Source organism: Aeromonas sp. QDB18 (assembly GCF_027705325.1).
Taxonomy (GTDB): Bacteria; Pseudomonadota; Gammaproteobacteria; order Enterobacterales; family Aeromonadaceae; genus Aeromonas; species Aeromonas caviae.
This window is the reverse complement of the sequence record NZ_JAPDBQ010000133.1, coordinates 1-11,984: the sequence shown is the minus strand read 5'-3', so window position 1 is coordinate 11,984 and position 11,984 is coordinate 1. Positions and strand designations below refer to the sequence as shown.

Genomic DNA, 11,984 nt, shown 5'->3' with positions numbered 1-11,984 from the left:
GAGTGAACCCACCATCCACGGGATTTATCCTTTACCGTCCCCAGCTTGCCAAGCTCTTCGGCTACCTGGTGGCGATAACTCAAAGAGGTGGTGTCCTCAATGGCCAGCAGCTCGGGAAACTCCCGCGCCAACTTGACCGTTTGCATGGCGCCAGCCTTTCTGATCGCCTCGGCAGAGACGTTGGGATTACGGATAAATCGGTAAGCGCCTTCCTGCATGGCTTCACTACCCTCTGATGAGATGGTTATTGATTTACCAGAATATTTTGCCAATTGAGCGGCAACGTTAACCAAGCGGGCAGTACGGCGAGGATCACCGAGCGCCGCCGAAGAGAACACAGATTTAGCCCAGTCGGCCGCATGATGAAGAGCAGAAGTTAGCATGATCGTTACCATGTTGGGAGTCACATGGAAGATCAGATCCTGGAAAACGGGAAAAGTTCCGTTCAGACCGCTATTTGTGTATAAGAGTCAGGCTCGAGCCACTCCAGCAAGCCGAGCATGGCGTTCATGGGGGTGCGGATCTCGTGGCTCACGGCGGCCAGGAAGCGTCCCTTGGCAAGCACGGCCTGCTGGGCCTGCTCGTGGGAAAGCTGCAGGGAGTGCTCCTGCTCCACCCTGGCCGTCACATCCTGCACCACCCCGTAGATCCGCCACCCCTCCCCCTGACGGCGCCCCCTGCCGGAAAATTGCAGCCAGCGAGTTCCCTTGGCGGGGTGCTGATAGCGCAGCAGATGGGAGAAAGGTCGCCCGGCTTGCAGCATGGCCAGCATGGGGGCTCGCATCTCGCGCCTGTCCTGGTGGGAGATGCGAGTCAGGGTCTCGTTGGGATTGACCCGGATCTGCTGGCTCGCCAGCCCCAACAGCTCGTGACTGCCCCGGCTCACAAACTCCACCCGGGTGATGGCTCCCCCCAGCAGGGTGAATTGCAGCACCACACCGGGCACCGTATTGGTGAGGGCGCGCAGGCGCCGCTCTGCCTGACGCAGCAGGCGGGTACGCTCGCGCAGAGCGCTGATGTCGGAGAGGGCGATAAGATCCCCTGCCGGTGCCTGGGGCCCCAGTCGCAAAGGGATCTGGGCATAGGAGTAGACCTGCTCGTGCAGCGCCAGCTCCCCTTCGGCGCCCTGCAACTGGGGGGCGGGCAGTACCAGATCGGCGGCGTAGCGCGCCTCCATGCGCTTGGCCCGCTTGTTGCGCTTGATCACCTCCCCTTTGTCATTGCGCAAGAACACGGGAACGGGGAGCGCCTGGAAGAGAGACTCCCTGAACTTGCTTTCCAGCGCCAGCGCCTGCTCTACCTTGTGACGCTCGCGGGCCTCCTGGGCCAGTTGCTGGCGGGATCGCCAGACTGACCAGATCACCACCATGCTGATCAGCAGTGCCAGCAACACGGAGCCAAGCCAGAAACCGTAGCTGACGCCCTCCTGCTGGTTGACCACCAGGCGGCGCCAGCGTTGCACCAGATCGTCCACCTGCCGATCATTGAGGGTCATCAGGCTCTGATCCAGCACCCCTGCCAGGCTGGTCTGTTCCGGCCGGATGGCAAAGCCGAGGCCGAAACGCTCCGGCAATTCGGTGATGGTCAGCTCGCTCAACTGGTTGTTTCGAATGGGATATTGGAGCTGATACAACTCCGCCAGCATTGCCTGGGCATCCCCATGCCGCACCGCCGCCAATCCCTGCAGCAGGTTGTCGGTCACCTCCCACTCATGCTGGCCGAACCGGGCAAGCAGGCCGGGATCATAGAGCATTCTCGGGACCACCACCTTGCCACTCACGTCCGCGAGGGAGACAGGCCCCCTCTTGCTGCGACTGACCAGGGCATAGCGGCTGGTCGCCACCATCCTGGTGAAGTCGAACTCCTTGTTCAGGGCGGCGGACTCCATCAGTCCGACCATCATGGCGGCATCGCCACTGCGCAGCAATGCCAACGCCTCCTCCCGGCTGGCGGCGGGCACCAGCTCGAAGCGCAGTCCCGTCTGCCGACTCACTTCCCGCAAGACATCCGCACTCCAGCCAATGAGCTCTCCCTGCTGGTTGACGCCGCTGTATGGCATGAAACCGGGATCCGCCACCATCTTGATGGTGTGGGCCTTACCGACCAGCCAGGCCTGCTCCTTGTCGGTAAAATGCAGGGGATTCACATCCTGCTCACCCTGAGGCAGATACTTGCCCAGATCCCGGTAGAGACTGCCCGGCGGCAAATAGCGGATGGCCGTATCCACCAGCTCCAGCAACTCGGGCTGGTTGCGCATCATCAGCCGGTAGCTGATGACCAGATCGTCGCTGCGAAGACGACGAAGGCGCAGCCCTTCATCCGGGAATTCCCGCATCAGGTAGCGCAGTTGCAGATAATCGCCGAGATAGGCGCTGCCCTTGCCGGCCACCAGGGCGCCATACCAGTTCTCGGCATCGGTCAGCAGTTGCTGGGATGAACCAGGATAGAGACGCTTCAGGGTCTCCTGGGCCTGCCAGATGGGTGACCAGAAACTGCGCCTGATCGAGCTCACCCCGATAGAGGATGGCAGACTCCGCTTCCATCATGGCGCGGCTCAGGACGGTATCGCTCGAGTTCGACCGGGCAGGCCCGACGTGAGGAATGAGATCGCAGCGCCCGTTCAGCAGATCCTGCGTCATGGCTGCCCAGCTCGGCCGCTTCTCGAAACGCACCGGTACCGGCAACAGCTCTGCCAGCCGCGTCATGCGATCGATAAGCAGGCCCCCCTCCGCCTCCAGATAGGGAGGACGTTGCAGGGCCGGGTAACAGAAGGTCAGTCCGGTGAGCGAATCGGCATAAGCCTGGGCATCCGGTGACAGCGGGAGTATGGCGGCACGCAGTGGCAAGGCCAGCAGCGCGCCAGACAACAGAAGAATTTTTATCATCGGAACGGAAAAGCCAGGCGATTGCCTGGCTTTTTGTCACTCGTTGGGTTCAACATTTTCTACCCTGGCCTTGAGCTTCTGGCCGGGCCGGAAGGTCACCACGCGACGGGCGCTGATGGGAATATCCTCCCCCGTCTTGGGGTTGCGTCCGGGACGCTGGTTCTTCTCGCGAAGATCGAAGTTACCGAAGCCGGAAATCTTGACCTGTTCGCCACGCTCGAGCGCCTGTCTGATCTCCTCAAAGAAGGCTTCCACCATGTCTTTGGCTTCACGCTTGCTCATCCCGAGCTGGGTGAACAGGTGCTCTGCAATGTCGGCTTTGGTAAGCGCCATAGATCAATCCCTCAAGGATGCATTCAACTCTTCACCAAGGCCCCGTACGACATTGTCCACGGTCTCGGCGATCTCTTTCTCCTCCAGGGTGCGCTGGGTGTCTTGCAACACCAGGCTGATGGCCAGGCTCTTCTTGTCCTCTGCCATACCTGCGCCCTGGTATACGTCGAACAAGTTTATTCCAACTAACTGATTTCCGCCAACTTTTTTAATTACTGCCAGAACGTCGCCTGCCAGGATCTGTCTGTCAACCACCACGGCGATGTCGCGACGGTTGGCCGGGAACTTGGATACTTCGGCAGCAACCGGCACCTTGGCCGGCGTCAGTTTGTCCAGCTCCAGCTCGAACATGACAGCGCGGCTCTTGAGCCCCAGCTTCTTCTCGAGGCTCGGATGGATCACGCCGATGTGGCCGATCACGACGTCATTGCGCAGAATGGCTGCGCTCTGGCCCGGGTGCAGGGCACTGTGCTCGGCACGCTCGAAGGTGAAGGTAGCCCCTTCTGCAGTCAGATCCAGCACCGCTTCCAGGTCACCCTTCAGATCGAAGAAGTCGACGGGACGGGCCTTGGCATCCCAGTGCTCGTCCCCCTGGTTGCCGGTGATGATGCCGGCCAGCATGGACTCCTGACGGATGCCGTTCTCGGCATTCTCGTCCTTGATGAAACGCAGGCCCTGCTCGAACAGGCGAACGCGCGGCTGCTGACGATTCTGGTTGTAGACCACCGCCTGCACCAGACCCGGGAACAGAGAGACGCGCATGGCGGACATCTCGACGGAGATCGGGTTTGGCAGCACGATGGCATCGCTCTGCGGGAACAGGGTTTGCTGAGCCTTGGGATCGACGAAGCTATAGGTGATCGCTTCCTGGAAACCGCGGTCAACCAGCAGGTCGCGCACACGCTTAAGGGTCACCTGCCCTTCTGCCTGCTCTACCATCGCGAGGGATGCGGCGGGTTTGAGGTTCGGGATGTTGTTGTAGCCGTAGATGCGGGCCACTTCCTCGATGAGGTCTTCCTCGATGGCGATGTCGAAACGCCAGGAGGGGGCCAGTGCGGTCCAGCCGTCAGTATCCACGGTTACCTGCATGCCCAGACGAGTCAGAATTTCGACCACCTGCGCATCCGCCACGCTGATGCCGATCACCTTGTCGAGCTTGGTGCGGCGCAGCTTGATGGGGGCAGCCTTCGGCAGATGGGCATCGGATTTGACTTCGATGACCGGACCCGCTTCACCGCCGCAGATGTCCAGCAGCAAACGGGTGGCACGATCCATCACCTTGGCTTGCAGCTCGGGATCCACCCCGCGCTCGAAGCGGTGGGATGAGTCGGTGTGCAGACCGTAGGTACGGGCACGGCCGGTGATGGAGAGCGGCGCGAAGAAAGCGCACTCCAGCAGGATGTCGGTAGTGGTCTCGGAGACACCGGTGCGATCACCGCCGAAGATACCGGCCATGCAGGCAGGGCCTTTGGCGTCGGCAATCACGAGTGTGGTCTCTTTGAGCTTCACCTCGTTGCCATCGAGCAGGGTCATGGGCTCGTCGGCACGGGCGCGGCGCACCACCAGTTCCCCTTCAAGCGTCGCTAGGTCGAAGGCGTGCATCGGCTGGCCGTATTCCAGCAGCAGGTAGTTGGTGATGTCGACAATAGCGTCGATGGAACGAATACCGCCACGGCGCAGCTTTTCCTGCATCCAGAGCGGGCTCTGGGCGTGCAGGTTCAGCCCCTTGATGACGCGGCCGAGATAACGGGGGCAATCTGCCGGCGCTTCAACCCGGATCGGGAAGGTAGCATCGATAGTGGCAACAGCTGGCGCCCAAGTCGGCTCGACCACGTCCACGCTGTTGAGCACGCCGATTTCACGGGCCAGGCCCGCGATGCCGAGGCAATCGGCACGGTTCGGGGTCAGATCCACATCGATGCTGACGTCGTTGAGCACGAGGTATTCACGGATATCGGTCCCGATGGGGGCATCCAGCGGCAGCTCGATGATGCCATCGGCTTCGACGTCGATGCCCAGCTCGCTGAAGGAGCAGAGCATGCCGTGGGACGGCTGGCCGCGCAGCTTGGCTTTCTTGATGGTGAAATCACCCGGCAGGGTCGCCCCGACCTTGGCCACGCACACTTTGAGGCCGGCGCGGCAGTTCGGCGCACCGCAGACGATGTCCAGCAGCTCTTCTTCGCCCACGTTGACCTTGGTCACCCGCAGCTTGTCGGCGTCCGGGTGCTGGGCGCACTCGACCACTTCACCCACCACCACATTGTTGAACTGGCCGGCCACCGCTTCCACGGCGTCCACTTCCAGACCGGCCATGGTGATCTGCTCGGCCAGTGCATTGTCACTCAACTCGGTGCGGACCCACTCCATCACCCAGGATTTACTGAATTTCATGTTCTCTCGCCCTTACTTGAACTGCTTGAGGAAGCGCAGGTCGTTTTCGAAGAAGGCACGTAGGTCGTTGACCCCGTAACGCAGCATGGTCAGGCGCTCAACGCCCATGCCGAAGGCAAAACCGGAGTATTTTTCCGGATCGATGCCGACCGAACGCAGCACGTTCGGGTGCACCATGCCACAGCCCAGCACTTCCAGCCACTTGCCGTTCTTGCCCATCACGTCCACTTCGGCGCTCGGCTCGGTGAACGGGAAATAGGAAGGACGGAAGCGAATCGTCAAGTCTTCCTCGAAGTAGTTGCGCAGGAAGTCGTGCAGGATGCCTTTCAGCTCGGTAAAGCTGGCATGTTCGTCAACCAGCAGGCCTTCGACCTGGTGGAACATCGGGGTGTGGGTCATGTCGTAGTCGTTACGATAGACACGGCCCGGCGCGATGATGCGGATCGGCGGCTGCTGATGTTCCATGGTGCGGATCTGCACGCCCGAGGTGTGGGTACGCAGCATCAGATCAGGATTGAAGTAGAAGGTGTCGTGATCGGTACGCGCCGGGTGGTGAGCCGGGATATTCAGCGCATCGAAGTTGTGGAAGCCATCTTCAATCTCGGGACCACGGGCAACCTTGAAGCCCATCTCGCCAAACAGGCGCTCGATGCGCTCGATGGTACGGGTCACCGGGTGCAGACCGCCATTCTCGATGCGGCGGCCCGGCAGGCTGACGTCGATGGTCTCGGCGGCCAGCTTCTGGTTCAGCACGGCGATTTCGAGGGCTTCACGACGCGCGTTCAGGGCATCCTGAACCTGCTGTTTGGCCTGGTTGATCACGGCGCCCGCTGCGGGACGCTCTTCAGCGGACAGGGCGCCCAGTCCCTTCATCTGCTCGGTAAAAAAGCCCTTTTTACCCAGATATTTGACCCGGATTTCGTCAAGGGCGGCGATGTCGCTTACGCCCTCAATTTCGGCCTTGGCCTGGCCGACTACTTCTTCAAGCTGTTGCATGTCTTCCTCGTCACCACTCCCGGAACAGGAGCCTTTAGGCTAAATAAGGTCAAGAGGGGAATAATACAAAAAAAGCCCCTTGGCTGACCATAGTTATGACGGGCTTTTCTCCCTGCAAATCATTTTGTTATATGGAGAAAGCCACAAGCCAGATGTAACAGGATTGAGACAAGCGTTGTTTGTTCTAGTTTGTTGGCATATGGAAGGATAAAGCATTCATGAACGTGGCATGCTACCTGCCAACGCTCAAAAATGAGCAACAAAAAAGGAGGCCTGAGCCTCCTTTATTTTTATAACAGAGCTGGATTAGACCAGAGCTGCTTTAGCTTTTTCAACCAGGGCGGTGAAAGCCAGCTTGTCGTGAACGGCGATATCGGACAGGATCTTGCGATCGATCTCGATGGAAGCCTTCTTCAGACCGTCGATCAGACGGCTGTAGGACAGGCCGTTCTGACGGGCTGCAGCGTTGATACGCGCAATCCACAGTTGACGGAACTGACGCTTCTTCTGGCGACGGTCACGGTAGGCATACTGACCAGCTTTGGTTACCGCTTGTACCGCTACGCGGTAGACACGGGAACGGGCGCCGTAGTAACCCTTGGCGGCTTTCATTACTTTCTTGTGACGAGCGCGAGCGGTCACACCACGTTTAACTCTTGGCATTTTTCACATCCCCCCTTATGCGTACGGCAGACAAGCGACAACACGTTTGTGGTCGGCAGCGGAAACAAAGAACTTCGGTCCCAGCTGACGCTTACGCTTGCTGCTCTTCTTGGTCAGGATGTGACGCAGGTGGTTGTGCTTGCACTTGAAGCGACCTGAGCCAGTCTTCTTGAAGCGCTTTGCGGCGCCCCGGTTGGTTTTCATCTTCGGCATTTCATACTCCGCATTGTGAGTGACAACAAAATCGCAAGGCGAACCGACTCATGGGGCCAGCCCCATGAGTCAATTTCTTGTGGGCCTTAAGATTTCTTCTTGGGTGCGAGGACCATCACAGCTTGACGGCCTTCGACTTTCGGGAACGATTCGACTACGGCCAGCTCTTCCAGATCGTTCTTGACGCGCTCGAGAACCTTGATACCAAGATCCTGGTGGGCCATTTCACGACCACGGAAGCGCAGGGTGACCTTTGCCTTGTCCCCGTCTTCCAGAAAGCGAACCAGGTTGCGTAGTTTTACCTGATAGTCGCCTTCGTCGGTGCCAGGACGGAATTTGATTTCCTTGACCTGGACGACTTTCTGCTTTTTCTTCTGTTCTTTGGTGGTCTTGCTCTTTTCGTAGAGGAATTTGCCGTAATCCATGATCCGGCAAACGGGCGGCTCAGCGTTCGGACTGATCTCGACCAGATCCACTCCAGCCTCAAGGGCCAAGTTCAGCGCATCCTGAATGGAGGTGATGCCAATGGCTTCACCATCCAGACCAGTCAGACGAACTTCTTTCAGACGGATCTCTTCATTGATCCGGTGAGCGCGGGCTTGCGGTTGCTTGCCCAGTTTTTTTCCGCCTTTTATAGCTTATTCCTCCACTTTCTTTTGTCCGCGGGTCTGAACTTCCTGGGTCAACAGAGCAATCAGCTCTTCAACAGGATAAGAGCCCAGGTCAGCCCCTTTACGAGTACGCACTGCAATCTTGCCGGCTTCTACTTCTTTGTCGCCGCAGACCAGCATGAAGGGTACTCGCTTCAAAGTATGCTCGCGGATTTTAAAGCCAATCTTCTCATTTCTCAAGTCCGCTTTTGCGCGAAGGCCCGCATCATTCAATGCCTTGGCAACTTTCACAGCATAATCGGCCTGGTTATCCGTGATATTCATGACCACGGCCTGGGTCGGAGCCAGCCAGGTCGGGAACAGACCGGCGTACTCTTCCGTCAGGATCCCGATGAAGCGCTCCAGCGAGCCCAGAATGGCGCGGTGGATCATCACGGGGATGTGGCGCTCGTTGTCTTCGCCCACATAGGTGGCGCCAAGACGGCCCGGCAGGGCAAAGTCGAGCTGCACGGTACCACACTGCCAGGCACGATCAAGGCAATCGTGCAGGGTGAACTCGATCTTGGGACCGTAGAAAGCCCCCTCGCCCGGTTGCAGGTCGTACTTCAGGCCGTTGAGTTCCAGCGCCTCGGCCAGCGCGGCCTCGGCACGATCCCAGGCTTCATCAGAGCCGATACGCTGCTCCGGACGGGTCGAGAGCTTGACCACGATGTTTTCGAAACCGAAGGTGCCGTAGACGTCATAGACCATGCGGATGCACGCAGACACCTCTTCCATGATCTGCTCTTCGGTACAGAAGATGTGGGCGTCATCCTGGGTGAAACCCCGTACCCGCATCAGGCCGTGCAGGGAGCCTGACGGCTCGTTGCGGTGGCAGGAGCCGAACTCGGCCATGCGCAGCGGCAGATCGCGGTAGGATTTCAGACCCTGGTTGAAAATCTGCACGTGACCCGGGCAGTTCATCGGCTTGATGGCGTACTCGCGGTTTTCGGACTGGGTGGTGAACATGGCCTGGGCGTATTTTTCCCAGTGACCTGAACGCTCCCACAGCACGCGATCCATCATGAAGGGGCCTTTCACTTCCTGATAGTCGTACTCTTTGAGCTTGCCACGGATGAAGGTTTCCAGCTCGCGGAAAATGGTCCAGCCATCGTTGTGCCAGAACACCATGCCCGGCGCTTCTTCCTGCATGTGGTACAGGTCGAGCTGCTTGCCGATCTTGCGGTGGTCGCGCTTGGCGGCCTCTTCCAGACGCTGCAAATAGGCCTTGAGCTGCTTCTTGTCGGCCCAGGCGGTGCCGTAGATGCGCTGCAGCATCTTGTTGTTGGAGTCGCCGCGCCAGTAGGCGCCGGACATCTTCTGCAACTTGAAGTGGTGGCAATGACGCATGTTGGGCACGTGCGGGCCGCGACACATGTCGATGTACTCTTCGTGATGATACAGACCGGGCTGGTCATCACGGGCAATGTTCTGATCCAGGATCTCGACCTTGTAGGTCTCGCCACGGGCTTCGAACACGTCACGTGCTTCCTGCCAGGAGACCTTCTTCTTAATGACGTCGTAATCCTTGGCGGCCAGCGCCAGCATGCGCTCTTCCAGGGCAGCCAGATCTTCGTCGGTCAGGGTGCGGTCGAGATCGATGTCATAGTAGAAACCGTTGTCGATGACGGGACCGATGGCCATCTTGGTCTGGGGCCAGAGTTGCTTGATGGCATGACCCAGCAGGTGAGCACAGGAGTGGCGCAGAATGTCCAGACCTTCTTCGTCTTTGGCGGTGATGATGGCCAGGGAGGAATCGGCTTCGATCAGCTCGCAGGCATCCACCAGTTCACCGTTTACCCGACCGGCAATGCACGCCTTGGCGAGACCGGGACCGATGTCCGCGGCCACATCCATGACGGAAACGGCGTGGGCAAATTGACGTTGGCTGCCGTCAGGCAGAGTAATGATTGGCATTAGGTGTTTCCTTATACAGTGGTGACCCCTACCAAAGGCCACATGCAGGTTGGAGAAACCCTTTCATGTCCAGCTGTTCACTCCCGAGTTTCACCGTTCACAATACGGTTGGTACACGGCAGTGGCACACCATATGGCGTGTGCAAGGCCATCCATTGAGAGGTACAGCGGGGGATTGTATCAGACGCGACAACCCAGACAAGCTGTCTTGGCGATTTTGCATACCGCCTAAGCGCGGGTGTCAACCTGTCCTACTTGCGAGGGCGCTCTTCTGCTGCCATACCCTGTACCAGATTGAGGCGTCAGCCAAAGCAAGGAGAGCATGATGTACACCTACGACATTTCATTTCCTGAGCATGCAGAAAAGCTGGTTCATCCGGATCACCTTCTTACGACTCACTGTCCCGTTCATATCGGTGAGCTGGTGATCCTGGGTGATGGCAGCAAGCGGGAGGTATGCAGCATCGTCCACAGTGCCGAGCGCAGTACACTCTATGTCACCGGCGTGACGCCCGGCAAAGTCACCGCCAGCCGTTGATCCCTAACCGGCGTTCAGAAAAGACTGGCCATTGAAATCGAAGGCGCTGCGTCCCTCCTCGGCCAGCGCCATCTCCTGCAACACCTGGAGTGCCATCTTGTTGCCCTTTTGCGAGGCCTGATAGAGCCACTGCTTCGCCTCGACCAGTTCAACCCGCCCGTTGACCCCCATCAGGTGCAGGATGCCCACCTTCAGCATGGCGGGCACATCGCCGTTCCTGGCTGCCAGCTCCATCCAGTGAAACGCCTCGTGCAGATCCCGCTTCACCCCGGCCCCGCGCAGATAGACCTCTCCCAGCCGATACTGGCCGAAGGCGTCCCCCGCCTGCGCAGCCTGACGATAGAGTCGGATGGCGCGATCCATATCCTGCTCGCTCCCCTGCCCCACTTCATGGCTCCAACCCATCAGCGCCTGTGCCCGTGGCTGGCCCTGCTCCGCCAGCGGCGACCAGATCCGGGTCGCCTCATCAAAGTGCCCTGTCCGCCAGGCGCGGTTGGCCGCCGCCAGCTCCTGCTCGGTGGAGAGCGGGATCAGACGCCAGATGACCAGCGCAATGAGGGCGATGAAGAGCCAGCGGGCGATAGTAGGTTGCATGACATTTTCCGTGATCTGGTTCGCATTTCGTCTATGTAAACGAAATGTAGCAACAGATCAAGCAGGAGATCACCCGGGTTCACCCTCTTTCATGGGGTCGCTCTTTGCGAACTTGCAGTTTGACGGGTTACACAGCAAAATAACTGTATATATAAACAGTATATTGGTGATGTGATGGCAGGACGAGGCGCGAACCACAATGTCGAGCACCGCTTCAGCGGCCCGCAAATCGAAACCGTTGACGACGGCTGGAGTCAGAGCGACTGGGACGCGGCATTTGCCGCCAGCGCTCCCCGCACCAAGGTGACGGAGATCAGCGCCCGCAGCATCATCAGCTACAACGATTCGCCGGATCTTCCCTTCGGTCGCTCCATCAATCCCTATCAGGGGTGCGAGCATGGCTGCATCTACTGCTATGCCAGACCCAGCCACGCCTACCTTGAGCTCTCCCCCGGGCTGGATTTCGAGCGCAAGCTGTTTGCCAAAATCAATGCTGCCGAGCTGCTGCGACGGGAGTTTGCCAAACCAGCCTATCAGCCACAAACCATCGTGCTGGGGGCCAATACCGATCCCTATCAACCCATCGAGCACCACTATCGCCTGACTCGTGAACTCCTGACGGTGATGCTGGCTCATCGCCATCCGGTAGGGCTCATCACCAAGAGCGCCATGATCCTGCGCGACCTCGATCTGCTGACCGAGCTGGCCCGAGAAGGGTTATGCCAGGTGTTGACATCCTCCCCCACCTTAGCGCTTCGCGTCACAGGAGGGGGATTCCCATTACTGGGTGATAGCTGCTCGCGC

Annotated in this window: 10 protein-coding genes and 2 pseudogenes; 2 read left to right on the top strand and 10 right to left on the bottom strand. The window is 59.1% G+C overall.

Annotated features, from left to right (window positions below; translation table 11 throughout):
* From OKC30_RS16705 to thrS, 9 genes and pseudogenes are all read right to left on the bottom strand, one after another.
* Window positions 1–383: IS4/Tn5 family transposase DNA-binding protein (locus OKC30_RS16705; RefSeq protein ID WP_270664373.1), on the bottom strand; the 383-nt coding region annotated here is incomplete at its 3' end.
* Between the two features lie 95 nt (window positions 384–478).
* Window positions 479–2,867: pseudogene (locus OKC30_RS16700) on the bottom strand (transporter substrate-binding domain-containing protein); the annotation flags it as partial.
* 54 nt (window positions 2,868–2,921) lie between these two features.
* Window positions 2,922–3,218: an integration host factor subunit alpha gene (gene ihfA / locus OKC30_RS16695; protein WP_005300715.1), complete on the bottom strand. Its 297-nt coding sequence runs from the start codon at window positions 3,216–3,218 to the stop codon at window positions 2,922–2,924.
* A gap of 3 nt (window positions 3,219–3,221) precedes the next feature.
* Complete coding sequence (gene pheT / locus OKC30_RS16690; protein ID WP_270663817.1) at window positions 3,222–5,609, bottom strand: phenylalanine--tRNA ligase subunit beta; 2,388 nt, start codon at window positions 5,607–5,609, stop codon at window positions 3,222–3,224.
* Between the two features lie 12 nt (window positions 5,610–5,621).
* Entirely contained in the window at window positions 5,622–6,605 is a 984-nt protein-coding gene (gene pheS / locus OKC30_RS16685) for a phenylalanine--tRNA ligase subunit alpha (protein WP_043155490.1), read from the bottom strand.
* Window positions 6,606–6,911: 306 nt separating this feature from the next.
* On the bottom strand, window positions 6,912–7,268 hold the full coding sequence (gene rplT, locus OKC30_RS16680; RefSeq protein WP_010674800.1) for a 50S ribosomal protein L20: 357 nt from the start codon (window positions 7,266–7,268) through the stop codon (window positions 6,912–6,914).
* A gap of 15 nt (window positions 7,269–7,283) precedes the next feature.
* On the bottom strand, window positions 7,284–7,481 hold the full coding sequence (rpmI, locus tag OKC30_RS16675; RefSeq protein WP_005300673.1) for a 50S ribosomal protein L35: 198 nt from the start codon (window positions 7,479–7,481) through the stop codon (window positions 7,284–7,286).
* Between the two features lie 86 nt (window positions 7,482–7,567).
* Entirely contained in the window at window positions 7,568–8,098 is a 531-nt protein-coding gene (gene infC, locus OKC30_RS16670; protein WP_185219337.1) for a translation initiation factor IF-3, read from the bottom strand.
* A 21-nt stretch (window positions 8,099–8,119) separates the two neighbouring features.
* Complete coding sequence (thrS, locus tag OKC30_RS16665; RefSeq protein WP_151027421.1) at window positions 8,120–10,048, bottom strand: threonine--tRNA ligase; 1,929 nt, start codon at window positions 10,046–10,048, stop codon at window positions 8,120–8,122.
* A gap of 325 nt (window positions 10,049–10,373) precedes the next feature.
* Between thrS and OKC30_RS16660 the strand changes: the two genes are divergently transcribed.
* On the top strand, window positions 10,374–10,586 hold the full coding sequence (locus OKC30_RS16660; protein ID WP_151027422.1) for a hypothetical protein: 213 nt from the start codon (window positions 10,374–10,376) through the stop codon (window positions 10,584–10,586).
* Window positions 10,587–10,589: 3 nt separating this feature from the next.
* On the opposite strand, the gene OKC30_RS16655 is transcribed toward OKC30_RS16660, so the two are convergent.
* Complete coding sequence (locus OKC30_RS16655) at window positions 10,590–11,180, bottom strand: tetratricopeptide repeat protein (RefSeq protein WP_160839191.1); 591 nt, start codon at window positions 11,178–11,180, stop codon at window positions 10,590–10,592.
* Between the two features lie 174 nt (window positions 11,181–11,354).
* On the opposite strand from OKC30_RS16655, the pseudogene OKC30_RS16650 reads away from it, so the two are divergent.
* Window positions 11,355–11,984 (top strand): annotated as a pseudogene (locus OKC30_RS16650) (PA0069 family radical SAM protein); the annotation flags it as partial.